Below are 25,382 nucleotides of genomic sequence, written 5' to 3' on the forward strand. Positions count from 1 at the left end.
TGATACAGCGCCCGGCTTTGCGCTGGTGGTTGCGGTGCTCATGGTGCTCGAAATGGCCGGCTCCCAATTGCTGATCTCGTTTATCGAACGCCACGTGAATCGCCTGAAAAACACCATGGTCGACGTACAGGCCTCGGGCAACCTGAGTCAGCGGGCGGTGGTGGATTCCACCGACGAAATCGGCGAAATGGCCAGTGCCTTCAATGCCATGCAGGACCGCACCGTTGGGGTAGTCCGCAGCATGAAGGAAGCCACTGATCGGCTGCATCATGAAGTTGAAGAACTCACCTCGGCCGCCGAAGCCCGCCGGGATGACCTGGGCCGTCAACAACAGGGCGCCGACCGTTCCGCGGAAGTCATCGAAACCATGCTGCAGAGCTTCACCGGCATCGCCGAACAGGCCGGAATTGCCAAGACCCTGTCCCACGAAGCCAGCGATGCAGCCCGCGACGGCAGCACCCGTGTTGGCCAGAGCGCCGACAGCATCCGCAAACTCGCAGATGTGGTACGCAATTCCGCCAGCAGCGTCGAAGCCCTGGCCGAGAACAGCCATGACATCAGCCACGCCATCACCGAGATCCGGGGCATTGCCGAACAGACCAATTTGCTGGCCCTGAACGCGGCCATCGAGGCGGCCCGGGCCGGCGAACAGGGCCGGGGGTTTGCCGTTGTGGCAGATGAAGTCCGCAAACTGGCCCAGCGGGTCCAGGACTCCACCGATCAGATTCAGGACACCATCGACCGGCTTCTCAATGCCATCAACACCGCCGTGAACCAGATGACCGGCAGTTCCGAGGATGCTACCCGCTGCGTCGAGGAATCCGAGGAAGGCCGCCGCGCCCTGGAAGCCATCAACGAAGTGGTCAGCCGCATTGATCATACCAACCAGGAAATCGCCAACGTATCGGCGGAGCAGACCGCTGGCACTGACGATGTGCTGGCCAACGTACAGGGCATTCGCGAAACCACCCAGAACATGGTGACCCAGCTTGCCGAGAGCGCGGATATGAGCCGCCGCCTGAAAAAGCTGATCGATTCCCTGGAAGAAGCCTCGTCAAAGGTCACGGTTCACTGAGGTTTATGGCACACTCTGCACTCGTTTGAACCGGCAGAGTAGTTGTTCATGAATCGTCTTCGCGCCCTGTATGACCGCCTGATTTTTCCGCATCCGTTTATTATCCTGGCGGCTTTCGCCCTGCTTCTGGCCTTCGCCGCCATCAAGTTCGGCGAATTCCGCCTGGATGCATCCGCCGAATCCCTGGTGCTCGAAAACGACCGATCCCTGGAACAATACCGCCAGGTAAACCGTCGCTTTACCACCTCCGACGATTTCCTGATCGTCACCTATACCCCCGAGGGCGAACTGTTTTCTGAAGAGGGCCTGGCAAAACTGGGCGCGTTGAGGGATGTACTGCAAAACCTGGACGCCGTGGGCTCCACCAACAGCATCCTCAACGTGCCGCTTCTGCATAGCCCGGATCTGACGCTGGACACCGTGGACAGCGAGATCAAGACCCTGGACGAACACGATGTGGCACCGGACACCGCCCGCCAGGCGCTGCTGAACAATCCGCTCTACCCCAACCTGCTGATCAGTGAAGATGGCCGCACAACCGCGATACAGGTCAACCTGCCCACCCCGGATCGTTATTTCGAACTGCTGAGAATGCGCAACGATCTGCGGGACAAGGCTGACGCCGGCGAAGCCTCCGAGGCCGAGCTGGTCGAACTGGAAAAGGTAAAACAGGAATTCATCGATTTTACCGAAACTCTCGGGGTTGAGCGCGATGCCACCATTCGCACCGTTCGCTCTATCCTCGACAACTACCGGGATAGCGCTGAAATCCACCTGGGTGGCGTGCCCATGATCGTGGCGGACATGATCCGCTTCATCGAAAACGATCTGTCGACCTTTGGGCTCGGCGTGCTCGCGTTTCTCCTGCTCACCCTGGCCATTATCTTCCGGCAATGGCGATGGGTGCTGGTGCCGCTGCTCTGCTGCGGCTTTACGGTCTGGCTGATGATCGGCTTTCTGGGCTGGGCCCAGTGGCCGGTGACGGTTATCTCGTCCAACTTCATTTCCCTGCTGCTGATCATGACCCTGTCGCTCACCATCCACCTGATCGTGCGCTACCGGGAATTCCAGCATGACGAACCCGAGGCCGGCCCACGAGAGATCCTGCGCAACACCGTGATGGCGATGATCAAGCCCTGCTTCTACATGGCCATCACCACCATTGTCGCCTTCGGCTCCCTCACCTTCAGCGGCATTCGCCCGGTCATCGACTTTGGCTGGATGATGACCCTGGGCCTGACGGTGGCCTTCCTCATTACCTTCATCATCTTCCCGGCCCTGCTGACCCTGCTGCCGCCGCCACTGGACAGCCGGGTGACCTCCGACCGGGTTCCCTTCACCGATGCCTTTGCCAGGTTCACAGAACACTTCGGCAAAACGGTACTGGTCGGATCCGGAGTGATTGCTGTTCTGTGTGTTGTCGGCCTGAGCAAGTTGACGGTGGAAAACAGTTTCATCGACTATTTCAAATCCTCCACCGAAATCCATCAGGGCATGATCACCATCGACAACCGCCTCGGCGGTACCACACCCCTGGACGTGGTAATCACTGACGATCCACCACCGGAAGGCGCCGGCACCGGCGACCCGTTCGCCAGCGATTGTGACCCGTTTGTGGAGGACTGCGGTGCAGACGAGGAATACCGGGATACCTGGTACACCTACCAGAAGATGGAAGAACTTGAAGCCGTCCACGAATACCTGGACGGATTACCGGAGACCGGCAAGGTGCTCTCAATCAACACCACGCTGGATATCCTCGCCAGGATCAACCAGGGCGAGCCATTGGATGCCCTGGAACTGGCGTTCGTTCCCGCTGCCGTGCCGGATGACCTGCAGGACACCCTGTTGACGCCCTATATATCCGAGGAGCACGACCAGGCGAGATTCAGCATCCGGATCCTGGAAACCATGCCGGACCTGCGTCGAGACGAGCTGTTGAACCGAATCCACACGCACCTGACCACGGAACTGGGCTACTCGGAGGATCAGGTGCTCTTTGCCGGCATGACGGTGATGTACAACAACATGCTGCAAAGCCTGTTCGATTCCCAGATCAAGACCATCGGGGTGGTTTTCGCCGCCATCATGGTGATGTTCCTGATCCTGTTCCGTTCCCTGAAACTGGCCCTGATAGGCATCGCCCCCAACCTCATCGCCGCCGGCTCGGTGCTCGGCCTGATGGGCTGGCTCGGAATCCCCCTGGACATGATGACCATCACCGTGGCCGCCATCACCGTGGGCATCGCCGTAGACGACACCATCCACTACATCCACCGCTTCAAAACCGAGTTCCGGAAAGACGGCGACTACATCGCCACCATGCACCGCTGCCACCGGAGCATCGGCCAGGCCATGTTCTTCACCTCGCTGACCATCATCTCCGGGTTCTCGATACTGGTGCTGTCCAACTTCATCCCGACCATCTACTTCGGGTTGTTTACGGGGTTCGCCATGTTCATGGCTCTGGTGGGGGCTCTTACCCTGCTTCCGCGACTCATTGTTCTGGTTAAACCCTTTGGCTCAGGCGTGTAGGTCTGGCCTGGGCTCCTAGCCTTCTGGCTTTGGGGTGGCTCGGCGGGTGCGGGCCTTTGTCAGAACCGCTACGAGCACATCCATGTGCGCTTGACGTCGGCCATCCTTGGCCGCCGACATTCTGTCAAAGGCCCACACCCGCCAAGCTTCAGAAATAGGAGTTATAGGAAGACACTCCGCGCCAAATCTTTCAGCCAACCTTATGATCAGTAAGCGATTACTGAACCGTTTGAAGAACAGGGGTGTGGAGCCCTCCCAAAAATGTCTGTGGCCAAGGATGGCCACAGCCAAGCGCACATGGATGTGCTCGTAGCGGTTTTTGGGAGGGCTCCACACCCCTGTTTCTCCCGCCAAACCAGCAGGCTAGGGGCACAAAAAAGGGCCACACCAAAAGATGCGGCCCTTCTCCAACCCAGCTAAAGGGAAGTCAGGATCACTGCATGCCCTGACCTTGCCCCTGCTGCATCTGTTGTTGCATCTGACGACGCTGCTGCATTTGCTGCTGCATCTGCTGCATACGCTTATCCAACTCGTCGCGCTGCTCCTGGGTAAACACGCTGTCGACCTTCGCCTGCATCAGCGTGGACAGAGCTGCAATCTCGCCGGTCACTTCGCCCAGCTCTTTGGCCTGCTCGCGAATAGCCGCTTCGTCAAAGTCTGATTTGATCTCACCCTGCATCTGCTGCTGCAGCGCGCGGGCTTCCTGGCGAAGCTCCCCGATTTCGCCCTGCATCTCATCAATGATGGCACGGATTTCAGTTTGCTGATCTTCGGTCAGCCCTACCATCTGGGCCAGTTGGTCAACTTGGTCAGGCTGGCCACCAGACTGCTGGGCCACGGCCGGGACCGAAAGGCTGAGGGCAACCAGGGCAGTACCAAACAGTTTTGCAAGCTTCATAACTCTCTCCATAAACAGGGTGGCCACGATCTGAATACCACCGACATACATTGGTTTCATCGTTCAGGGACTACACCCTAAAACATACGGATACGGTTTTTCACCCCGATCAGCCCTCTTTTTGTACATACTTCTCAGTATCCCCCGCCAAAAGCCGCCACACACGGGCATTCAAACAAATGTGAAAGTTTGGTCATTCCCCTTCATAATGGCGCCGTTCAAACCAATCCGGAGCAGATACGATGGCCATCAACTGGTTTCCAGGGCACATGCACAAGGCCCGCAAGGAGATCAAGAAAGTCATGCCGCAGATGGATCTCATCATCGAAGTGGTTGATGCGCGTATTCCTTTCAGTAGTGAAAACCCGCTGGTACCGGCCCTTCGTGGTGACAAGCCACTGATCAAGGTACTGAACAAGCGAGACCTGGCGGATCCAGAGATCACCGACCAGTGGTTGGCCTGGTTCGAGAAAGAGCGCGGGGTACGGGCCATCACGCTTACCCACAACCAGCGCAATGAGGCGCTCTCCATCCTGAAGCTGGCGGAAGAGATGACGCCCGGTCACGATCGCCAGAAGAGCGCTTTGCGGGTGATGATCCTGGGCATCCCGAATGTCGGCAAGTCCACTCTGATCAACACCCTGGCGGGACGCCCTGCAGCCAAAACCGGGAACGAACCGGCCGTAACCAGGGCCCAACAGGCCATCAAGCTGCCCAACAACATTCTACTTTACGACACCCCGGGCTTCCTCTGGCCGAAACTGTCGCCCGAAGCCTGCGGTTACCGTCTGGCAGTAACCGGGGCGATTCGCAGCGCGGTTCTGGATTTTGAGGATGTGGCCATGTTCGAGGCCGAGTACCTTCTGGAAGCCTATCCGGAGCTGGTCAGAACCCGCTACGGCTTCGAGGAACTGCCGAAAGACGCGCTGGCGTTGATGGACGGGATTGCTGCGAAACGCCGATTTTTCGGTCGTGGCGGCATACCGGATCTGCACAAAGTGTCCGAGGTATTGCTCAATGAATTCCGGGCCGGCACTTTGGGACGTATTTCGCTGGAAACCCCTGACATGGTCGAGCGCGAGGCCCGGGAGGCCGAGGCAGCGGCGGCTGAGAAAGCGGCTCGCGAGGAAGCTCGCGGCGTCAAGAAGGGTTCCAGAAAGGGTAATAGCGGCAAGCGCTAGACACTCTATAGAGCTATATCCGATCGTCTCCCCTTACCAAGGTCAAATATCGTATCCGGGCCAAAGCGCCTAGACTGTTAAATAACGTAATTGATCGCAAGGTCGGCCATATCGGCCGATCGGTAAGGAGGAACTTATGAGACGCGTCGTCGTCACCGGCATGGGCATTGTGTCTTGCCTCGGCAACTCACTGGACGAGGTCACCCAGAGCCTGAAGAACGGAAAATCAGGGATCCGCTTCAACGAAACCTACAAGGAAATGGGCTTCCGCAGCCAGATCGCAGGTTCGGTGGATGTGGACACATCCGTTATCGACCGCAAGATCCGCCGGTTCATGGGCCCTTCTGCCATGTACAGTTTCCTGTCCATGGAGCAGGCCATTGCTCAGGCGGGGCTGACCGAAGACCTGATCTCCAACGACCGTACCGGCCTGATCGCCGGTTCCGGCGGCGCTTCCTGCTCAAGCCAGGTGGAAGCTACCGACATCATGCGCGAGAAAGGCGTGAAGCGCATCGGGCCCTACATGGTTCCCCGCATCATGACCAGCACGGTCTCCGCCTGTCTGGCCACGGCTTACAAGATCCGGGGCGTGAACTACTCCATGTCTTCGGCCTGCGCCACCAGCGCCCACTGCATCGGCCATGCCATGGAGCAGATCCAGGCCGGCAAGCAGGACATTGTGTTCGCCGGCGGCGGTGAAGAAGAGGACTGGAGCCTCACCATGATGTTCGACGCCATGGGCGCGCTTTCTACCAAGTACAACGATGCCCCTGAAACAGCTTCCCGCCCCTTCGATACCGGCCGGGACGGTTTCGTGATCGCCGGTGGTGGTGGCATGATGGTACTGGAGGAGCTGGAACACGCCAAAAAACGTGGCGCCAACATCATTGCCGAGCTCACCGGCTACGGTGCCACCTCTGACGGCTATGACATGGTCGCTCCCTCAGGGGAAGGCGCCCAGCGCTGCATGAAACAGGCCATGGCCACTATTCGTGGCAAGATTGACTACATCAACGCCCACGGCACCAGTACCCCTGTTGGTGATGTTGCCGAGATGGGTGCGGTGCGCTCAACCTTTGGTTCCGACATTCCCACCATTTCCTCTACCAAATCACTGACCGGTCACTCCCTGGGTGCCGCAGGTGTTCAGGAGGCAATCTATTCTCTGCTGATGCTGCAGAATGGCTTTATTGCCGGCACCAAGAACCTGAACCATCCGGACGAGAAGATCAGCGATCTTCCTCTTGTTGGACCGGAAAGCCGCGAAACCGCGCTGAAAACCGTGATGTCCAACAGCTTCGGCTTTGGTGGAACCAACGCGTCTCTGGTATTCGAGACACTCTGAAGCCAGCAGAGATAAGGGCCCACGGGCCCTTATCTTTTAAAAATATATTCTAAGATCATTAAGCTTGATTATTGGCAAAGACAGTTATCCGTATTAAGGTACATAGTTGATATGGATCAACTCGGACGGATCATCACGTATGGCTCAAGCAATTCCGTTTCGTCAGGCTTCTCCCCTCAAGGCGTCTTGCCACCAGTGCAGCCTGAGCAATCTTTGCCTGCCACTGGCTATCGAGGAAAATGACCTCGACCGTCTGGAGGACATTGTCCAGCAGGGGCGGATTTTCAACCGCGGCGAACATATCTTCGACCAGAGCACACCCTACCGCTCCTGCTTTGCAGTGAAAAGCGGCTCCATAAAGACCTCGATCATTACTGAAAACGGTGAAGAGCAGGTGACCGGCTTTTTCATGCCCGGTGAACTGGTGGGTCTGGACAGCATCGGCAGCGAACACTACGCCTGCACAGCCAAGGCACTGGAACGGACCAGCGTGTGCGAGTTTCCGATCGACCGGCTTGAGGAACTGACTGGTAAACTGCCGGAATTGCAGCACCACATGTACCACCTGATGAGCCAGGAGATTCAGAACAGCCACCAGTTGGCCATGCTGCTGAGCAAGAATACCGCCGAAGAACGTATTGCCGCCCTGCTGTTGTCGCTGTCCAGTCGATTCCAGCGCCGCCGGATGTCCCCGACCAATTTCAGCCTGCCCATGGCGCGTAACGATATCGCCAACTTCCTGGGTCTTGCTGTTGAAACGGTAAGCCGGGTGTTCACGCGCTTCCAGAACCAGGGGATTATCAAGGCCCGTGGACGGGAGGTCGAACTTCTGGATATTGAAGCCTTGCAGATGGTCAGCCGGGAATTCTCCCGCCAGTGCAATAACTGAGAAACTGCTTCTTGTGCCCGCCGCTGGCGTTAACCGGCGGGCTCACTCTCCACTTCCCTGCCGTTGTTCTTTTTCAGCATGGCCAGCTCATCCACCAGCCCCGAGCGCCATGGCATTTGTTTGATACCGAAGGTATTGCGGATTTTGGTGCAGATCAGCGTGGTATTGACCGGCTCAAGATGGCCCCATTCGGGCACCTCATCCACCACACGGATACCCTCGGGAATGCCCGGCAGGCCGGCAATGGCCAGGCCAAGCTCGTACAGATTGATTTCCTCGGCACCCGCGTATTGATAGGTACCCCAAACCTCGGCCCCGCAGTCGAGCTGCAGAACCACCGCCTCGATCACCCGGGCAAGGTCCCTGACCGCCACAGGCTGGCCACGGCACCGCCCTGGCAATGACAGTACCTCGCCTGCAGCTGTACTGGCCTGAACCTTCCGGATAAACCGTGCCAGGCTCCAGCCGGTCCGCAGGATGATGTGTCTTGGCAGCAGGGTCCTCAGTGCCTGCTCGCACTCCCATTGCCAGTTGCCCAGCTCATTCACCGGCTGCCCCGGGTTCGAGGTAATATACCCGCTTTGCTTGCGGCCATCGAATACGTAGCAGGAGGAAAGCTGGAGCAACGCCATGCCGCGATCACGGGCAAACTCGGCGATGGCCACCGGTAGCGAAAACGCAGCCATGTGGACGCCCTCAGGGTCTTTCTCGGCGACCTCGGGATCAGCCATCCAGAGTGCGTTTACAATCAGGTCGGTATCTTCAGGAATCCAGTTTTCCAGCGCATTGAGATCGGCATTGGAAGGGTCGCTGACAAGCAATGGGCTGACGTGCAGGTGAGTTTCCCGCAGTCGCTCCAGCAAAACCTTCCCCAAGGGGCCGTAATCGTGAACAACAAGTACATGCACGAGGATTCAATGCCTCCGGATATCACTGATGTGACGGTATTTCGGAACCGGTCTGGCCAATGGTTTATCCATTCCGGTCCATACACTGTGATGCAGTCTGGACTTAATGCTTTGCTATTTCTTTCAAGAGCATACAACAACAGGAACTCTCATGCTGAAACAACAGAGCCACATTGTGGCGCCGATCCCCGATGAGTTGCGAACCCGCGCCCTCTACACCGTTGGCGAATTGCGCGAACGGGGCAAGGCCGACAAGGAAGCCATCGACAAACTCTTCAACCTGATTGTGGACATGACCGAAGAAGGCCTGGACTTCTTTTTCCTGGAGCCGCTTCGCCGCCTGCATGCCAGCAACATGATGATGGGCATGGCCAAAATGGGCATCAGCAGCATGCTCAAAGGCAGCAAGATGGTCGTACACAAGGTGCTCAAAAAGCTGGACGACCGCAGCCTCGCTGCCATTCTCGACTTCATCGAGGAAATCATTCACGAACCGGAACAGGGCTGACAGAGCGCCCCGCGATTCTAACGGTATTGCCGCGGTACCCGCCCGGTGATGCCGGTCATCAACTCGTAGGAGATGGTGCCGGCACAGGTCGCCACCTCATCCACCCCGACCGTACGCCCCCAGAGTTCGACAGTGTCGCCTTCCTTCGCATCCGGCGCATTGGTGAGATCAACCGCCAGCATGTCCATGGATACCCGGCCGATGAGCCGGATCCGCTGGCCATTGATGGCCGCCGGGGTGTTGGTGCCGGCATGCCGGGGGTACCCATCACCATACCCGATCGCCACCATGCCCATTCGGGTATCACGGTCGGCAACCCAGCTGGCTCCGTAACCAACAGATTCTCCCGCTGGCACCATTCGGGTGCTGATCAATGGCGCTTCCAGCGACATTACGGGCTCGAGACCAAGCTCCGGACCGGTCTTGCCAACCATGGGCGAACCGCCATACAGCATGATGCCCGGGCGGCTCCAGTCAAACATCGGCTGGTCCGGGTGAAAATGGGCGGCCGAATTGGCAACGCTCCTCATCAGCGCCGGGAAAGCAGAGGTGGCCTGCTCAAACACCAATGTCTGCTGCGCTGTCATGGCGCTCTCAGGGTCGTCGGCACAGGCGAAGTGGGTCACAAAGCCAAGCAGCCCGTTGTCAGCCCCGATGGCTTCTAGCCTGCTCATGACTCCAGCCAGCTCGTCCGGGTGAAAGCCAAGACGATTCATACCGCTATTCACTTTCAGCCAGAACGCGGGCCATGCCTCAAGGCGCTCCAGCCACGCCAGTTGCTGAAAACTGTGAAAAACCGGCTCAAATCCCTGTTGGGCGCACTCCTCGATATCAGCGTCGGCGTGCACACCTTGCAGCAGGGCCACTGGCTGTTCCAGGCCGGTTTCCCGAATGGCCCGCGCCTCTTCCAGGCAAGCCACTGCATATTTCAGCGCCAGGCTATCCAGCGCCAAAGCCACCCGCTCGATGCCGTGGCCATAGCCATCGGCTTTCACCACGGCCATAACCCTTGCACCGCCAGCCCGCTTCTGGGCAGTCTGAAAGTTCCGGCGGAGGGCCTCCAGATCAATCCGGGCAACCGTACTGCGGGGCATCAATAGTCCCCGCCATAATCGCTGTAGTCGCCGTGGGCCAGATCCTCGAATTTGGTGTACTTGCCGATAAACGCGAGTCGGATAGTGCCGATGGGACCGTTCCGCTGCTTACCAATAATGATCTCGGCAATGCCCTTGTCCGGAGTGTCCTCGTTGTAGACTTCATCCCGGTACACGAACATGATCACGTCGGCGTCCTGCTCAATAGCGCCGGACTCCCGCAGATCCGAGTTCACCGGGCGCTTGTTGGGCCGCTGCTCAAGGCTCCGGTTGAGCTGGGACAAAGCCACCACCGGGCAACTCAATTCTTTTGCGATACCCTTCAGCGACCTGGAAATTTCCGAGATTTCCGCGGTCCGCCCCTCGGTGTTGCCAGGCACCCGCATCAGCTGCAGGTAGTCGACCATGATCAGGCCAATCTTCCCATCGTTCTCGCGGGCAATACGACGAGCCCGGGAGCGCATTTCCGTGGGGCTCAGACCCGGCGTGTCGTCGATATAAAGGGGTTTGTCCTTGAGCAGACTCACCGCCGACGTCAGCCGGGGCCAGTCGTCTTCTTCCAGCTTGCCGCCGCGGACCTTGGTCTGGTCAATGCGCCCGAGCGACGAGAGCATACGCATGGCGAGAGCATCCGCCGGCATTTCCATACTGAACACCAGAACCGGCGTGCCGGTGCTGATCAGGGCATTTTCAACGATGTTCATGGCAAAGGTCGTCTTACCCATGGAAGGGCGACCCGCCACAATAATCAGATCCGAAGGCTGCATGCCCGAGGTCTGCTCGTCGAGATCCTTGAAGCCCGTGGTCAGACCGGTGGTCTGCTCGCCGGACTCAAACAGCTCCTCGATCCGGCTCAGGGTCTTGGCCAGAATGGGGTTAATCGCCTGGGGGCCGGAACCTTCCTTGACCCGAGCTTCGGCAATCTGGAATACACTGCGCTCGGCTTCGTCGAGAATCTCATTACTGTTCCGGCCGAGCGGGTTGAAGGCCGAGTCAGAAATCTTGCCGGATACTTCTACCAGCTGTCGCAGAATGGACCGCTCGCGGACGATATCGGCGTAGGCGCGGATGTTGGCAGCACCCGGGGTTTTCTCGGCCAGTTCCGCCAGATAAGACAAGCCACCGGCATCTTCGATGTCACCGGCCCGCTCAAGGAATTCCGCCAGAGTTACAACATCCAGTGGCTCGCTCTCACTGGCGAGGCGCTCCACGGCACCGAAGATCAGGCGGTGGTCCTGTCGATAGAAATCAGCCGCCGAAATCACTTCCGAGATCTCATCAAACCGGCGGTTGTCGAGCATCAGGCCGCCCAATACCGCCTGCTCTGCTTCCACAGAATGGGGAGGCACCTTGATACGACTGGTTTCGAGATCGGTACTCGCGGGCTTCAGATTGGGCTTGGCCATGAACACATCTTCAGTTGGACAAAATTACCACGACAGTTTAAGCGACCTGCCGCAGCAATGGGAGAGGGTTACAGGGACTTAACAGCATACCAGAAAGCAACAGGCCCGAAAGCCGCAAGTGCGGTTCGGGCCTGTCAGGTTGGCCGGCGCCCAGCCCCAGAAGAGGCAGCGACGGCCACCAGCGTGTTACCAGAGCCGGGAAACCCCGGCGCCGTTTTCAGGGAAAACGGCTTACTCGGCAACCACCGCCAGCTTGACCGTTACTTCAACGTCGGAGTGCAGCTGAAGCTCGATCTCGTACTCGCCAGTTACCCGGATCGGGCCTTCCGGCAGACGCACTTCGCTCTTCTCGACTTCGGTACCACCGGCAGTAATCGCGTCAGCAATGTCGCGAACACCGATAGAGCCGAACAGCTTGCCTTCTTCACCAGCCTTGGAGCTGATGGTGAAAGCAGCACCCTCGAGAGCCTCGGCGCGAGCCTGGGCAGCAGCCAGCTTTTCAGCAGCTGCTTTTTCGAGCTCCGCACGACGCTCTTCGAACGCCTTCAGATTTGCTTCAGTGGCAGGTACAGCCTTGCCATAAGGAAGCAGGAAATTACGACCGTAACCGGCCTTGACCTTTACCTTGTCACCCAGGGAGCCAAGGTTTGCAACTTTCTCGAGCAGAATAACTTCCATCTCGTTAACCTCTTCGTGCTTTATTCAGCCGGCCCGGCAGCGCTTATACGCCTCCGGATATCCAGCCAGCTATCCACAAAAGCCAGAACCACTAACAGAATCATCAGACTTGGGCCCAAAAGGATCAGCGCGACGTAAAACATCGCCAACCAGTTCCCACTGAGCTTTTTCAAACCAACAACACCGTGCACCAGTGCCAGGCTGGCCAGGAACAGCGGTGTTCCCGCAGCCCAGGCAAGCAACATGGAGTTAAGCCCGAGGAACGGACCAACCACCATGGTCACCGCGCACAACACCGCAATTGGCGGCGAAAGACGCAGGGCGTGAAATTCCTTGCGGAATCCGCCGGGGTTATAAAGCCCCGCCTGCCAGGCCCTCGCCAGCATGGTCATGCCCACACCTGTCGCCAGGTATGTGCCTGCCATGCTCGCGTTCATCGTGTCCCGGATAACCTTATCGAGGTCATCGCCGAGACTCTTCGCAATTTCGGCATTGTACTGTTGGTAAAAACTCACCCCGGCCTGGACCAGATCGTCCAGCAACCCCGGGTAGACCACAGGCAACATCAGGCCTGTGACGATTGCGAGGAAACTTCCCGCAAGCAGAGCTTTTTCCCAGGACAGCGTGGTTCTGATCAGCGACGCCATGAGCATAACCTGAAGCAACACGGCCAGAGCAGTCGGGTCCTGCCCGAAAATGCTCCAGCCAAGCGCCGGAAGTAATGCCCAGAGCCCGATGTTGAGCCCCTGACTGATGCCAAGCCTGAGAATTACCAGACCGACAACGGCTGCGCCAATCCAGAACAACAAGGGTATGGCAGTTGTGACTGCTGCTACCCCGCCGGCCTGGAAGGGACCGCGCATTACATACTGTGCAAGTGCACGCATGGTCCCAAGTCCCGTGTTTCTGTTACTTAGTTATCGTGGCTGTCCGAGTACGGCAGCAGTGCCAGGTAGCGGGCACGCTTGATAGCGGTAGCCAGCTGACGCTGATAACGTGCTTTGGTGCCGGTGATGCGGCTGGGCACGATTTTGCCGGTTTCAGTGATGTAGCCTTTCAGGGTGTCCAGATCCTTGTAATCGATCTCCTTGACACCCTCTGCCGTGAAGCGGCAGAACTTACGACGTCTGAAAAAACGAGCCATAATTTAACTCCTCAACTCCGGTTAATTACTCTTCTTCGTCCTGGGTTTCAGCACGCTGACGTGGCTCGTCAGATTCGGCTGAACGACGCGGGCGATCATCGCCGCCACGACGATCTTCACGGGACTCGGAAGCTTTCATCGGGGACAGTTCTGTATCCGCACCATCGCGGCGCAGGATCATGTCGCGGATGATTGCATCGTTGAAACGGAAGTTGTGAGTCAGCTCGTCCATTGCGGCCTGTGAACATTCAACGTTCATCAGTACGTAGTGAGCCTTGTGAATCTTGTTGATCGGGTATGCCAGGTGACGACGGCCCCAATCTTCCAGGCGATGTACCTTGCCGCCATCTTCAGTGATGACGCCGGTATAACGCTCGATCATCGCGGGCACCTGCTCGCTCTGATCCGGATGTACCATAAAAACGATTTCGTAGTGACGCATGAGTTCTCCCTACGGTTTAAACAGCTTCCTTTTTATCGACACGGCTTTGACCCCGCGACCGACAAACATGAAAGCAAGGAGTTGACAGCATTCTGCTGCCGGTTTCTTTTTGCTTTATCAATAAGGCTTTACAAGAAAGGCTTGATCAAAAGCTTGGTCCCATAATGCCTGCGTTCAGGCAATACAAAACCACCCCTTAAAAAAGGGGTGACGTATTCTAGGCGGGGAAGCCCTTGTGTGCAAGGGTTAACCAAGCCGTTGGCGCAGGGCTTCGTATAGGCAAACACCCGTAGCCACGGACACGTTGAGGCTGTCCACATGGCCGAGCATGGGGATATTGATCAACTGGTCGCAGTGTTCCCGGGTCAGTCGGCGCATACCCTTGCCTTCAGCCCCCATAACCAGAGCCACAGGACCCTTGAAGTCGGCCTGATAGAGCGTTGCATCTGCCTCACCGGCGGTACCGATTAGCCAGACCCCCTGATCCTGCAAACTGCGCAGAAAGCGGGCGAGATTGGTAACCCGAACAAAGGGCACCGTCTCAGCAGCCCCGCAGGCGACCTTGCGGGCCACCGGTGTCAGCGAGGCGGACTTGTCCTTGGGCACAATAACCGCCTGAACACCCACCGCATCGGCGGTGCGCATGCAGGCACCCAGATTGTGGGGATCGGTCACGCCATCAAGCACCAGCAGAAACGGAGGCTTGTCACTGCCGGCCAGCTGAGCGAGCAGATCGTCTTCTGTCCATTCCCGGCTTTCACTGACGGCCGCAACAATGCCCTGGTGCACCCCGGACACACGCTCGTCGAGCTCCCTGCGATGCACAACTTTCCAGCGCACGCCCAAGCTATCCAGGGCATCGGTAATGCTCTTGACCCGCTTATCCTGCCGGCCGGTCTGAATCCATACCTGCTGCAGACGTTCAGGCTCGCGCTTGAGGACAGCCTCAACCGCGTGCCAGCCAAACACGAATTCTCCGGACACTGATTCTATTTCCTGTTACTTGCCTGATTTTCGCGGCTTGCGCTGCCTGCCGCCAGCAGAGGGTTTGCCCGACCCTTTGCCGGACTTTTTCTTCGCCGCTTCACGGGCCGCGTCGGCGACCAGCTGGTCTTTGGCGCTGCCGGGTTTTCCGCTCTTCCCGGATTTTCCGGGCTTTGCACTCCCCGTCTTTGCCTTACCCCGCGAAGTTGAACCACCACCTTTCTTGCGGCCACCCTTGTCGCTCCGGCTCCGATCACTTCGCTTACCCCCCTTTCCGCGATCCTCTCGCTTGGAAACATCCAGGGCATCCCGGTCAGCCTGGCGCCGTTTCGGGGTGCTGATCAGCTCCAGATCAATCTTGCGATCCTCCAGGTCAACACGAACTACCCGGACACGAACTTCGTCACCAAGACGGAAGCTGACCGCCGTGCGCTCACCAATCAGGCGATGCTTGGCAGCGTCGTGGTGGAAGTAATCACCACTGAGTGTGGAAACGTGAACCAGACCTTCGATATAGATGTCCTTCAGCTCCACGAAGAATCCAAAAGGCACCACTGAGGCAATAACCCCGTCGTACTCTTCACCCTCATGGTCCTTGAGGAATTCACACTTGAGCCATGCCATCACATCCCGGGTAGCGTCATCCGCCCGCCGCTCGGTCATGGAGGTGTGTTCGCCCAGCTCTACCATGCGGGCATGATCATAAGGGTATTCGGCCAGCTCCGGATCCGGCGAAGGCGGCGTCACAACGTCCTTCCTGACCTCCGGATTGTGAATCCGGGACTTGATGGCCCGATGCACAATCAGATCCGGATAGCGGCGGATTGGCGAGGTGAAATGCGTGTAGCTTGCAAACCCGAGACCGAAGTGACCGCTTTCATCCGGGCTGTAAACCGCCTGACTGAGTGAGCGCAGCATCACCATCTGGATAACGTTGGCGTCCGGCCGGTCTGCCACTTCCGCCAGCAAGGCCTGATAGTCTGCCGACGTGGGCTTGTCACCGCCTCCCAGTTGCAAACCCAGCTCACCAAGGAACAGGCGCACTGCATTCAGTCGCTCTTCCGAGGGACCGTCGTGAACCCGATAGAGTGCCGGGACTTGGTGCTTCTTCAGGAAGCGCGCCGTCGCCACATTGGCGCAAAGCATGCATTCTTCAACGATCTTGTGTGCATCGTTGCGGTGGACCGGCACGATTTCCTCAATCTTGCGCTCGGCATCGAACACAATCTTGGTTTCGGTGGTCTCGAAATCGATCGCTCCGCGCTCGGTGCGAGCCCGACGCAGCAGCTTGTACAGGTCGTACAGGTTGTGCAGGTGCGGAAGAAGATCGGCGTAATGGGCAGCCAGCCGGTAACCCTGCTCGGTATCCGGGCGCTCCAGCATGTCGCTGACCTTGTTGTAGGTCAGACGGGCATGGCTGCGCATTACTGCCTGATAGAAGGTGTAACCGCTGATGTTGCCCGCTGCGCTGATGGTCATGTCGGCGACCATGCAGAGGCGGTCGACATCAGGATTCAGGGAGCACAGACCATTGGAGAGCTTCTCCGGCAGCATGGGTACCACGTGATCCGGGAAGTACACCGAATTGCCCCGGCGAATGGCCTCTTCATCCAGTGGCGAACCCGGACGCACATAGTGAGACACATCGGCAATCGCCACCACCAGACGGTAACCGCCACGGGGACGGGGTTCGCAATAGATGGCGTCGTCAAAATCCCGGGCGCTCTCGTCGTCGATGGTTACCAGCCGCATGTTGCGGATATCAACGCGATTGGTTTTATCTTTTTCGGCAACTTCGGAAGGAATCGAAGCTGCCTGGTCACCCACCGCCGGTGGCCAGCTGTGAGGGATATCGTAGGACCGGATGGCGACATCAATCTCCATGCCGGGTGCCATGTGCTCGCCCAGAATCTCGATCACCTTGCCTGTCGGCTGGGTGCGAATGGTGGGCTGGCGCAGAATCTCCACGACCACATACTGGCCGTGATACGCCTCACCCGCGTGTTCCTCTGGCACCAACACCTCATGGTTGATGCGGGCATTCTCCGGGACGACAAAAGCGATTCCGCTTTCCTTGAAGAAGCGCCCCACAGTCTGCTGGGTACGATGCTCCAGCACCTCCACAATGACGCCTTCACGGCGCCCACGATCATCCACCCGGTCTACCCGGGCAGCTACCCGGTCACCGTGGAACACCTGGCGCATCTGGCGGGCGGTGAGAAAGAGATCAGAACCGTCGTCGTCGGGCACCAGAAAGCCAAAGCCGTCCTTGTGGCCAATTACCCGACCAGTCACAAGATCGGCTTCTTCAATGGGGAGGTAAGCGCCACGCCGGTTACAGATCAGCTGCCCGTCCCGGCACATGGCAATCAAACGCCTGCGAAGAGCCTCGATGCCCTCCTCCGACGACTGGCCAAGCTCGGAACACAATGTTTCATGTGTCGCGGGCGCCCCGCGCTCTTTGAGATGCGAGAGGATAAACTCCCGGCTTTGAATAGGGTTATCATACTTCTGGGCCTCACGGCTGGCGTGAGGATCCCGGTTATTTTTCTTCCTGGAAACCATTCGGATCCTTGTTCTGAGGCTGCGCCAGGGCGGCACAGTTTAAATTAATTTGCAATGGAGTATAACGTTGGGACGGAGCTCCTGCCTATCAACCTGCCCGTAATAGGCACAAATACCTGCGATTCTTTTTGCAAAAAAGTGTTTGACAGCCTCGACCGGAATTATTAAAGTACGCGCCATCGGTTGAGGCACACACCTCAACGCTGGCAGAAACGTTTAGTTTTCAACAAGCTAAAGTTCTGCAAATCACCTGCCGAGGTGGTGAAATTGGTAGACACGCTAGCTTCAGGTGCTAGTGGGGGCAACCCCGTGGAGGTTCAAGTCCTCTCCTCGGCACCACTTCCTCTCTCAGGAAGTGGCGAGATAGCCAACCGGCGAAGCTTTAACTCCCTTCCATTTTCCCATTGCCTCTGACTTTGCACTTATGTAGCAATAGGATTGGGCCTAATTTCGGCTATTCCAGCAACCCCACCAGATACTCAGACAACCTCTGGTAACCGTACTCAACACGCGCGTATGCAGAATTTGGAATACCCTCAAATTCGCGGCCACAATCGCCGGCCGGGTTGTAGCTTTTCAGGTAGGCATCCCGGATAAGGTTCGGTTGCTCAGTAACAAAACCCGGCCCGTCTGCTGCCGGATAATTCATCGCCCACTCGAAACTTCCATCACCGTCAACCCGAGACAGCTGGAGCCGATCCGGATCGAGGAATCCATAGCGCAACAGCCGAAGATTCGGTTGTTCGGATCCCGAAAATTCCCTTCGATCAAATTCGAGAACCAGATCGGTAAAGCCAGCAGGCTGGGGGTCGTAGCCAGAAAACTGGTATGGCTGAACGCCTGTTACAACCTGGCTCGCGTCGACGGCATCCCCCTGTGGGGTGCAGGCGTTGATGCCGGTCGCGAAAGTTATGGCTTCCACCTCACTGCCCTGCTCTGAAATCCGGTAACCGGGAAATACAGCAGAGGAATTTGCGGTTTCTGGAACCAGCGTACGGGTCACGCCATTGCGAATCTCTGCAACCAGCTCCACCAGATCACCACTGTCCCTGGTCCAGCTGTAGGTGACCTCCGGAGGGCCGCCCAACTCCGTTGAATCCGCTGAAATACCCCGATGTTCGTGGCAGGTGGTGCTGGTCTCGAAGTGAATTCGCCGGTTGTCCCAATCAAAAACCAGACGTTCATCCGTTCCCTCGTCATCGAAATTCAAGCGGCTCTGCTCCGAGAGGGCGGCGGAGGGCAACCACTGGGTTTGCAAGTCCGCCATGTAGCCATTTACACCGATCAGTCTTGCCAGTTCCGGCATGGAAGGCGCCAGGCAGCCATTTGCGGAGACAGATAAAAGGCGTCCGCTTTCACTGTAATCGAAGGCCAGCTCGGCGGAAATCTGCAGGCCGGAGCGACTGGCGGGCACTGTGTCCTGGTTGGAGGGCTCGGCGTAAATTTTCTGGCTGGTGAGCAGCACCGGATCGCTCAATTCCACAGCCACTTCGGGCAGGGCCAGGGCGTCGACGTCGACATTGGCGTACTGCCCCTGAGGCGCGGTGGCATCCACCACCGCGATGACATCCCCGGCATTCTGCACCAGAGAGACACCTAACAGAAACGCAGCTTCCCTGCTCAGGAATCGCTCCGTGCCGTCACTATCTCCGGCCGCCAGCAGGTCGTTGTAAGCGGCAGGAATCTGGCTGGCCATGAACCTTGCCAATGCCCGGGCGTAAGCGTGTGAGCGCTCGTCCTGGGCGAGGATATAATCGCGCACCAGATTCAGGTCAGCCAGGCTGGCAGCAACGCCGGACGGCGTTTCCAGGAACGCCCCCAGCCCGACGATGCCCCGATAGCGGGCCAATGTTGTCAGTGGCGTGATATTGCGAACACCCGGGGGCGCCGACATCAGATAGGCGCTCGCCACCGGGACTTCTCCGCTGCGCGTTTCTTCAAGGGTTTTCCCCGGCAGGGCGACAGCATGGAGCGGATAGTCCCTTGGATCGAGATCAGGCCCTACGGCAGGCTCCAGGACCAGTTCCGAGATATCCATTGCAAAACGGCCGCCGGCGCCGCTCATTGCGGTGGGCTCACCGGAGGCCAGGGTGACTTCGCTGCCGTTATCCAGTTCGATAACGAGAGGCCCCGGGGTGTACTGGCTGTCACCATCCATATCCAGCCAGACCCGGGCGTTCTTAAGGTAGCCGTCGATAACCTTGCCCGTATAAGGCGCGGGCTCGCTGTACTCCACGCCATCGAAATCCCGCCCGTCCACGGGCAGCTCATCGGATTCCTCACCGCAACCGGCCAGGGTAAGGGAGAGAACAGATACAGAGAGACCTATCAGGCGTTTCATCGCGGCAACCGTTTATCCTTGTTAGAGGTTGTGCCGCTACTTTAGGGGATGTGGTGATCGGAGACCTTGATAGGTTTGGCAATTTGTAAAGTTTGGTAACTGGCGCCCCGTCTGATTAATAACCAGACGGGGCACCAATCACGATGAGCAGCTGTAATGGGAAACCCCGCCCAGATTGAACAGCTCCAATGGCTTCAGCCGGTAGTATTGCGACTCAACGGCAGTCGACTGCTCCGCGTAGGGTTGAGTCAATACATCCTGCAGCGCCCTCAACGGCTGGTAATCACCCTCGGCTGCCCGCTGATAGGCAGGCACCACGAACCACTCGCGCATGGTGTATTTCGGGTTCACGAGTTTCATGCTTCGGGAGCGCTCCTCCCGCAGCCGGGAACCGTTGCCAGCCCCGGTGAGTCCGATCTGGGATTGCCACTCGGCCAGCCAGTCAGACCAACGCTTGAGCAGCCCTGCCGAATCCGCATCCCCGCCTTCATCCAGTGACCTGTAAAAACTCTTTTTGAGAGGCTCTATGTCGTCGGGTATTGCCGAAAGCTCGCGGAAGAAAACGGTGTAATCCACCGGCGTGTGCGTCATCAGCATCATCAGTTCCCTGAAGAGTTCGACATCAAACGCCTCCAGCCCCAGCTTGGCTGACCACATGCTCTGCATCTCGGCCTGCATCACCTGAGGAAAACTTTTCTGGATTTCGTCAAGTTCAGCCAGTTCGCCTTCATGGCCATTGAGCAGAGGCCGTAGGGCCGAGCAGAAACTCTTGAAGTTCTGCTCGGCCGCCGCCGGTTGATTCAGGAAGGCAAAATGTTGCCCGCCGCCGGTCCAGGGTTGGTAAAACGGCTCAAATACTTCGCAGAAGCCGAAAGGTCCGTAATCCAGTGTGAAGCCGCCAGCTGCGCAGTTGTCGCTGTTGAAATTGCCCTGGCAATAACCAACCCGGATCCAGTTCGCCACCAGGGAGGCAAAACGGCTCCGGAACGCCCGCGCAAGCATGAGGATTTTTTCGGGAGTCGCAAGCGCCTGATCGATAACATCGCTGTATTCCCGATCAATCAGGTGCAGCACTAACTGCTCAAGCTCCTGCATCGCCCGCGGATGTTCCTGCTTCCGGGCCCTGCGACCGAAGAGTTCAAGTTGCCCTACCCGAATGAAAGACGGGGCAACACGGGTGGAGATGGCAACCGGCTCGGTAACAAGCTGATCTGGATCCAGGGAATCGGATCCAGGAGAGTACCAGGGGCGCCGCACCCTCTCTGTTTTCGAAACATAGAGACTCAGTGACCGCGAGGTCGGCACACCCAGTGCATACATGTGCTCCTGGGCCAGGAATTCACGGACGCTGGAACGCAGAACGGCCCGGCCATCGGCGCCGCGACAATAGGGCGTCTGTCCGCCACCTTTCAGCTGCATTTCCCAACGCTGACCGTTCAGAACAGCTTCCAGCACCGAAATGGCACGGCCGTCGCCATAGCCATTGCCGGTCTGGAACGGGCACTGCTGGGTGTATTCGGTGCCGTAGATGGAAAGCGCGTAGCCAGAAGCCCAACCCACTTTGCTAATGGGTGCCGGCACGTGAGAAAGGTCTCCGGAAAACATCCGGACAAAGTCACCGGATTGGGCCAGGCTGTCTGCAAAGCCCAGCTCGCGAAACAACCCCGGGCTGTGGGCCACATATTCAGGATTTTCGATGGGCGTGGGCCGGACTGGAACATAATGCCCCGAATAGACCTGCCTGGGCTGATGATCCACACCATCGGGAGTGGCATCCGGATCACAGTTCAGACTATCCATGAGAGAATAGTCGGCCATCGGTGCAAGTTCTTCGAGGTTGGTCACTTCGAAACGGGTTTCTCGCGACAACGGCTTATTCATCTGTGCCTCTCCTGATCAAAGGAAACGGGCAGTGCCAGCACTGCCCTCCATTGCCCTTATGACCAGCCGCCGTGGCGAGGGTTCAGAATGAACGGGCAACGATTTCCTTCATGATTTCATTGGTGCCGGCGTAGATCCGCTGCACCCGCGAGTCTGCCCAGGCCCGTGCGATCGGATATTCCCACATGTAGCCGTAGCCGCCGTGAAGCTGCACGCACTCGTCCATCACCTTGCACTGCAGGTCCGTGGTGAGCTGCTTGAGCATCGCCGCGGTGGGGATGTCGAGCTTCTTGTCCAGATGCAGTTCCAGGCAACGATCGGTGAACACTCGGGCAGCGGTGATTTCCGCCTTCATTTCCGCCATCTTGAAGCGGGTATTCTGGAACGCAATCACCGGCTTGCCGAAGGCGTTGCGCTCCTTGACGTAATCCAGGGTCCACTGCCAGGCGGCTTCAGCAGCGGCGACAGCCCCCAGAGCCACCTGCAGGCGCTCGGCCGCCAGCTCCTGCATCAGCTGGAAAAAGCCCTGGCCTTCGCCCGGGCCGATCAGGTTCTTCTCAGGTACCTTTACATCCTGGAAGAACAGCTCGGAAGTATCCTGGGCCTTCATGCCCACCTTGTTCAGGTTCTGGCCTTTCTCGAATCCTTCCCAGGCGGTCTCCACCATGAACAGGCTGATACCCTTGGCGCCTTCCTTCGGATCGGTCTTGGCGACCACAATAACCACATCGGCCAGCTGACCGTTGGTAATAAAGGTCTTGGAACCGTTCAGAACGTAATGATCGCCGTTCTTGACCGCGGTGGTCTTCACGCCCTGCAGGTCCGAACCGGCACCCGGCTCGGTCATGGCGATGGCGCCAATCATTTCACCGCTGGCCAGCTTGGGCAGATAATGATTCTTCAGCTCGTCCGAGCCGTAGTTGAGCACGTAAGGCGCAACAATGTCAGAGTGCAGGCCCCAGCCTATTCCCGTCAAGCCGGCCCTGGCGACCTCTTCGATCAACACCGCGCTGTAACGGAAGTCCGCGCCTACACCGCCAAATTCCTCCGGCAGACAGGGACACAGAAAACCCAGCTCACCGGCCTTTCGCCAGAGTTCACGGCTGACCTGGCCGTCTTTCTCCCACTGATCATGGTAAGGCGCTGCCTCCGTTTCCAGGAACTTGCGAACGGAATCGCGGAAGCCTTCAAGGTCGGCGTCGAAGAGAGTACGTGGAATCATGGTGAACCTCGGTGAATAACCTGTGTTGTGATTGTCGTTCACCAAGTCTCTGCCCGGAGCCCGGTTTGCTCAATGATGAAAAGCATCAATCGGGCTGACCAAAACCATCGCCCGGAGCAGCCTCAGCACTTGCGCTTGTCCTCGGCACGGGCCTCGCCCCAACGGGGCATGAGGTCTTGGGGCAGGTCCAGATGATCAAGGATTCTGGCGACAATAAAATCCACCAGATCCTCAAGTGATTGCGGTTTGTGGTAGAAGCCGGGGCTGGCCGGCATGATAACGGCGCCCATGCGGGTCAGTTTCAGCATATTCTCCAGATGCACCTCAGAGAATGGCGCCTCCCGGGGCACCAGGATCAGCGTGCGTCGCTCTTTCAAAGCCACATCACCGGCGCGCTCGATCAGGTTGTTGCTGGCGCCGGTCGCCAGGGCCGACAGCGTGCCGGTACTACAGGGGCAAACCACCAGCGGTGCTTTCTCTCCAGAGCCGGAGGCCGGCGGCGCAAACCAGTCTTCGCGGCCGAACACCAGAATCTGGCCCGGTTCCGCGCCGGCATAGGCAGACAGGGTTTCCTGCATCGCCGGCGGCGTTCCCGGCAGCTTGAGGTCGGTTTCCGTGGCGATCACTACCTGAGCTGCCCGGCTGACCATCACATTTACCCGGCAACCGGCCGATACCAGGCACTGCAGCAGGCGCAGGCCATACTGGGCACCGGAAGCACCGGTGAAGGCCAGGTTTACGGTTGATGGCCGGTTCTGGTCATTGCTCATGGATGTCGCCAATTGTCAGTCAGAGAAAGTCGCCGGTTGCGCCGGATCAGCCACGAATACGCTCAAGCTCGGCAATAAGTTTACCGTGAATACCGCCAAAGCCACCGTTGCTCATGATCACAATGTGGCAGGGGCTGGGAAGATCTTCCAGGGTGCGCGCCAGCAAATCCTCTACCGTGGCCTCTACCCGATGCCTCTCGGAGCCAGCATTCAACGCCTGCCACCCGGCAATCAGTTCTGGCAGCCAATCCATATTATTCAGGTTGGCCCACAGAATGCGGTCTGCGGTCTCTGCACTGGGCAGCAGTGTCTGCTGGTGGACACCCTGCTTCATGGTGTTCGAGCGCGGCTCGATCAATGCCAGGATGGGCTCGTCGCCCACCTGGTTGCGCAGGCCCTCCAGGGTGGTGGCAATGGCGGTCGGGTGGTGGGCAAAGTCGTCGTACACACGCACACCGTCTATGTCCGCCAGCAGCTCCATCCGCCGCTTCACACCGGAGAACCGGCACAGGGCCGCTACCGCATGATCGGGCGTTACACCCACGTGGCGGGCGGCGGCAATCGCAGACAGCGCATTGCGGACATTGTGCAGACCGGTCTGATCCCACTTCAGCGTGGCCACCGGCTGCTCATGGTGAATCACCAGAAACCGGCTGCCATCCTCAGAGAGCAGCTCGGCCCGCCAGTCCGACATGCGTGGGGTCTCGCTACCAATGGCGGTGTCCTGCACCGGGCTCCAGCAGCCCATCGCCAGGGCATTATCAAGATGGCCATCCACCGCCGGGCGAATGATCAGTCCCTGGGAGGGGACGGTCCGGACCAGGTGATGGAACTGACGCTCAATCGCCTCGACGTTTTCGAAAATATCCGCGTGATCAAATTCCAGATTGTTCAGGATCAGGGTGTGGGGACGATAATGGACAAACTTGGAGCGTTTATCGAAGAAGGCGCTGTCGTATTCATCCGCCTCGATCACAAAAAAGTCGCTGTTGCCCAGACGGGCCGACACGGGAAAATCCCGGGGAACACCGCCCACAAGGTATCCCGGTTCAAATCCGGCCTGGTCCAGTATCCAGAGCAACATGGACGTGGTTGTGGTCTTGCCGTGGGTACCGGCCACCGCCATCACCCAGCGGTGCCGAAGCACCTCGCGGCTCAGCCACTCGGGCCCGGACATGTAGTCAATATTCCGGTTGAGAACCGCTTCGACTTCCGGATTGCCGCGGGACATGGCGTTGCCGATCAGCACCAGGTCCGGCTTCGGCTCCAGATGATCGGGGCTGTAGCCTTCCATCAGGCTGATACCCTGGGCCTCCAGCTGGGTGCTCATGGGCGGATAAACGCCCTGATCGGAGCCGGTCACGGTGTGACCCAGCTCCCGGGCCAGAACGGCCAGGCTGCCCATGAAGGTGCCACAGATTCCGAGGATGTGAATGTGCATTCGGCAACTGCCCTCTGAGTTGAAACCCGACAAGCCTCCCGTATCCGCCCCACCCCGTCAAGAGCCACGCTATCC

At 58.3% G+C, this 25,382-nt stretch carries 21 protein-coding genes and 1 tRNA gene; 7 read left to right on the plus strand and 15 right to left on the minus strand.

The genetic code is table 11. From position 1 onward, the window contains the following. Both QZ534_RS08535 and QZ534_RS08540 read left to right on the plus strand, forming a co-directional pair. Positions 1–1,075: methyl-accepting chemotaxis protein (locus tag QZ534_RS08535; protein WP_296933660.1), on the plus strand; the 1,075-nt coding region annotated here is incomplete at its 5' end. A gap of 48 nt (positions 1,076–1,123) precedes the next feature. After that, on the plus strand, positions 1,124–3,610 hold the full coding sequence (locus QZ534_RS08540; RefSeq protein WP_296933662.1) for an MMPL family transporter: 2,487 nt from the start codon (positions 1,124–1,126) through the stop codon (positions 3,608–3,610). Positions 3,611–4,043: 433 nt separating this feature from the next. Here QZ534_RS08540 and QZ534_RS08545 read toward each other — a convergent pair whose 3' ends face one another. Further along, on the minus strand, positions 4,044–4,508 hold the full coding sequence (locus tag QZ534_RS08545) for a Spy/CpxP family protein refolding chaperone (RefSeq protein ID WP_296933663.1): 465 nt from the start codon (positions 4,506–4,508) through the stop codon (positions 4,044–4,046). 242 nt (positions 4,509–4,750) lie between these two features. Here QZ534_RS08545 and ylqF point away from each other — a divergent pair, with 242 nt between their 5' ends. The 3 genes from ylqF to fnr all read left to right on the plus strand — a co-directional run bounded on the left by ylqF (position 4,751) and on the right by fnr (position 7,923). After that, positions 4,751–5,689: a ribosome biogenesis GTPase YlqF gene (gene ylqF, locus QZ534_RS08550; RefSeq protein WP_296933664.1), complete on the plus strand. Its 939-nt coding sequence runs from the start codon at positions 4,751–4,753 to the stop codon at positions 5,687–5,689. Positions 5,690–5,825: 136 nt separating this feature from the next. Next, positions 5,826–7,034: a beta-ketoacyl-ACP synthase I gene (gene fabB, locus QZ534_RS08555; protein ID WP_296933666.1), complete on the plus strand. Its 1,209-nt coding sequence runs from the start codon at positions 5,826–5,828 to the stop codon at positions 7,032–7,034. Positions 7,035–7,173: 139 nt separating this feature from the next. Beyond that, positions 7,174–7,923, plus strand: coding sequence for a fumarate/nitrate reduction transcriptional regulator Fnr (gene fnr / locus QZ534_RS08560; RefSeq protein ID WP_296933668.1), 750 nt, complete (start codon positions 7,174–7,176; stop codon positions 7,921–7,923). Positions 7,924–7,952: 29 nt separating this feature from the next. Here fnr and QZ534_RS08565 read toward each other — a convergent pair whose 3' ends face one another. Further along, on the minus strand, positions 7,953–8,831 hold the full coding sequence (locus QZ534_RS08565) for a sugar nucleotide-binding protein (protein ID WP_296933670.1): 879 nt from the start codon (positions 8,829–8,831) through the stop codon (positions 7,953–7,955). A gap of 151 nt (positions 8,832–8,982) precedes the next feature. On the opposite strand from QZ534_RS08565, the gene QZ534_RS08570 reads away from it, so the two are divergent. Next, a complete protein-coding gene (locus QZ534_RS08570) occupies positions 8,983–9,339 on the plus strand; it encodes a hypothetical protein (protein ID WP_008176372.1) in 357 nt (118 codons plus the stop codon). A 17-nt stretch (positions 9,340–9,356) separates the two neighbouring features. On the opposite strand, the gene alr is transcribed toward QZ534_RS08570, so the two are convergent. The 8 genes from alr to rnr form a co-directional block, all read right to left on the minus strand. Then, on the minus strand, positions 9,357–10,433 hold the full coding sequence (alr, locus tag QZ534_RS08575) for an alanine racemase (protein WP_296933672.1): 1,077 nt from the start codon (positions 10,431–10,433) through the stop codon (positions 9,357–9,359). Next, the gene (gene dnaB / locus QZ534_RS08580) at positions 10,433–11,839 is read right to left on the minus strand and encodes a replicative DNA helicase (protein WP_296933673.1); all 1,407 of its coding nucleotides are present in this window, start codon (positions 11,837–11,839) and stop codon (positions 10,433–10,435) included. Before dnaB ends, alr begins: the two co-directional genes overlap by 1 nt. Positions 11,840–12,070: 231 nt before the next feature. Beyond that, a complete protein-coding gene (rplI, locus tag QZ534_RS08585; protein WP_296933675.1) occupies positions 12,071–12,517 on the minus strand; it encodes a 50S ribosomal protein L9 in 447 nt (148 codons plus the stop codon). 20 nt (positions 12,518–12,537) lie between these two features. After that, positions 12,538–13,404, minus strand: a complete 867-nt coding sequence (locus QZ534_RS08590) for a hypothetical protein (protein WP_296933677.1) — start codon at positions 13,402–13,404, stop codon at positions 12,538–12,540. Positions 13,405–13,430: 26 nt separating this feature from the next. Beyond that, positions 13,431–13,661: a 30S ribosomal protein S18 gene (gene rpsR, locus QZ534_RS08595; protein ID WP_007154918.1), complete on the minus strand. Its 231-nt coding sequence runs from the start codon at positions 13,659–13,661 to the stop codon at positions 13,431–13,433. Between the two features lie 25 nt (positions 13,662–13,686). Next, the gene (gene rpsF / locus QZ534_RS08600) at positions 13,687–14,103 is read right to left on the minus strand and encodes a 30S ribosomal protein S6 (RefSeq protein WP_069184037.1); all 417 of its coding nucleotides are present in this window, start codon (positions 14,101–14,103) and stop codon (positions 13,687–13,689) included. Positions 14,104–14,349: 246 nt separating this feature from the next. Next, positions 14,350–15,087, minus strand: coding sequence for a 23S rRNA (guanosine(2251)-2'-O)-methyltransferase RlmB (gene rlmB, locus QZ534_RS08605; RefSeq protein ID WP_296933680.1), 738 nt, complete (start codon positions 15,085–15,087; stop codon positions 14,350–14,352). Positions 15,088–15,102: 15 nt separating this feature from the next. Continuing rightward, positions 15,103–17,652 carry a ribonuclease R gene (gene rnr / locus QZ534_RS08610; RefSeq protein WP_296933682.1) on the minus strand — a complete coding sequence of 850 codons (2,550 nt, stop codon included), beginning with the start codon at positions 17,650–17,652 and terminating at the stop codon, positions 15,103–15,105. A gap of 252 nt (positions 17,653–17,904) precedes the next feature. Here rnr and QZ534_RS08615 point away from each other — a divergent pair. Beyond that, a tRNA-Leu gene (locus tag QZ534_RS08615) sits at positions 17,905–17,991 on the plus strand. A 115-nt stretch (positions 17,992–18,106) separates the two neighbouring features. Here QZ534_RS08615 and QZ534_RS08620 read toward each other — a convergent pair. The 5 genes from QZ534_RS08620 to mpl all read right to left on the minus strand — a co-directional run bounded on the left by QZ534_RS08620 (position 18,107) and on the right by mpl (position 25,307). Next, positions 18,107–19,993 carry a hypothetical protein gene (locus QZ534_RS08620; protein ID WP_296933684.1) on the minus strand — a complete coding sequence of 629 codons (1,887 nt, stop codon included), beginning with the start codon at positions 19,991–19,993 and terminating at the stop codon, positions 18,107–18,109. 138 nt (positions 19,994–20,131) lie between these two features. Beyond that, a complete protein-coding gene (locus QZ534_RS08625) occupies positions 20,132–21,874 on the minus strand; it encodes a protein adenylyltransferase SelO family protein (RefSeq protein WP_296933686.1) in 1,743 nt (580 codons plus the stop codon). 82 nt (positions 21,875–21,956) lie between these two features. After that, entirely contained in the window at positions 21,957–23,096 is a 1,140-nt protein-coding gene (locus tag QZ534_RS08630) for an acyl-CoA dehydrogenase family protein (RefSeq protein WP_296933688.1), read from the minus strand. 122 nt (positions 23,097–23,218) lie between these two features. Continuing rightward, the gene (locus QZ534_RS08635) at positions 23,219–23,866 is read right to left on the minus strand and encodes a flavin prenyltransferase UbiX (RefSeq protein WP_296933690.1); all 648 of its coding nucleotides are present in this window, start codon (positions 23,864–23,866) and stop codon (positions 23,219–23,221) included. Positions 23,867–23,912: 46 nt separating this feature from the next. After that, positions 23,913–25,307, minus strand: coding sequence for a UDP-N-acetylmuramate:L-alanyl-gamma-D-glutamyl-meso-diaminopimelate ligase (gene mpl / locus QZ534_RS08640; RefSeq protein WP_296933692.1), 1,395 nt, complete (start codon positions 25,305–25,307; stop codon positions 23,913–23,915). Positions 25,308–25,382: the final 75 nt, after the last annotated feature.

Source organism: uncultured Marinobacter sp. (assembly GCF_913055835.1).
Lineage (GTDB): Bacteria > Pseudomonadota > Gammaproteobacteria > Pseudomonadales > Oleiphilaceae > Marinobacter.

Bases quoted from the DNA above. Each gene is read 5' to 3' on its own strand.
- QZ534_RS08540 (WP_296933662.1), top strand. From the start codon at position 1,124: ATGAATCGTCTTCGCGCCCTGTATGACCGCCTGATTTTTCCGCATCCG.
- QZ534_RS08545 (WP_296933663.1), bottom strand. From the start codon at position 4,508: ATGAAGCTTGCAAAACTGTTTGGTACTGCCCTGGTTGCCCTCAGCCTT.
- ylqF (WP_296933664.1), top strand. From the start codon at position 4,751: ATGGCCATCAACTGGTTTCCAGGGCACATGCACAAGGCCCGCAAGGAG.
- fabB (WP_296933666.1), top strand. From the start codon at position 5,826: ATGAGACGCGTCGTCGTCACCGGCATGGGCATTGTGTCTTGCCTCGGC.
- fnr (WP_296933668.1), top strand. From the start codon at position 7,174: ATGGCTCAAGCAATTCCGTTTCGTCAGGCTTCTCCCCTCAAGGCGTCT.
- QZ534_RS08570 (WP_008176372.1), top strand. From the start codon at position 8,983: ATGCTGAAACAACAGAGCCACATTGTGGCGCCGATCCCCGATGAGTTG.
- alr (WP_296933672.1), bottom strand. From the start codon at position 10,433: ATGCCCCGCAGTACGGTTGCCCGGATTGATCTGGAGGCCCTCCGCCGG.
- dnaB (WP_296933673.1), bottom strand. From the start codon at position 11,839: ATGGCCAAGCCCAATCTGAAGCCCGCGAGTACCGATCTCGAAACCAGT.
- rplI (WP_296933675.1), bottom strand. From the start codon at position 12,517: ATGGAAGTTATTCTGCTCGAGAAAGTTGCAAACCTTGGCTCCCTGGGT.
- QZ534_RS08590 (WP_296933677.1), bottom strand. From the start codon at position 13,404: ATGCGTGCACTTGCACAGTATGTAATGCGCGGTCCCTTCCAGGCCGGC.
- rpsR (WP_007154918.1), bottom strand. From the start codon at position 13,661: ATGGCTCGTTTTTTCAGACGTCGTAAGTTCTGCCGCTTCACGGCAGAG.
- rpsF (WP_069184037.1), bottom strand. From the start codon at position 14,103: ATGCGTCACTACGAAATCGTTTTTATGGTACATCCGGATCAGAGCGAG.
- rnr (WP_296933682.1), bottom strand. From the start codon at position 17,652: ATGGTTTCCAGGAAGAAAAATAACCGGGATCCTCACGCCAGCCGTGAG.
- QZ534_RS08620 (WP_296933684.1), bottom strand. From the start codon at position 19,993: ATGAAACGCCTGATAGGTCTCTCTGTATCTGTTCTCTCCCTTACCCTG.
- QZ534_RS08625 (WP_296933686.1), bottom strand. From the start codon at position 21,874: ATGAATAAGCCGTTGTCGCGAGAAACCCGTTTCGAAGTGACCAACCTC.
- QZ534_RS08630 (WP_296933688.1), bottom strand. From the start codon at position 23,096: ATGATTCCACGTACTCTCTTCGACGCCGACCTTGAAGGCTTCCGCGAT.
- QZ534_RS08635 (WP_296933690.1), bottom strand. From the start codon at position 23,866: ATGAGCAATGACCAGAACCGGCCATCAACCGTAAACCTGGCCTTCACC.
- mpl (WP_296933692.1), bottom strand. From the start codon at position 25,307: ATGCACATTCACATCCTCGGAATCTGTGGCACCTTCATGGGCAGCCTG.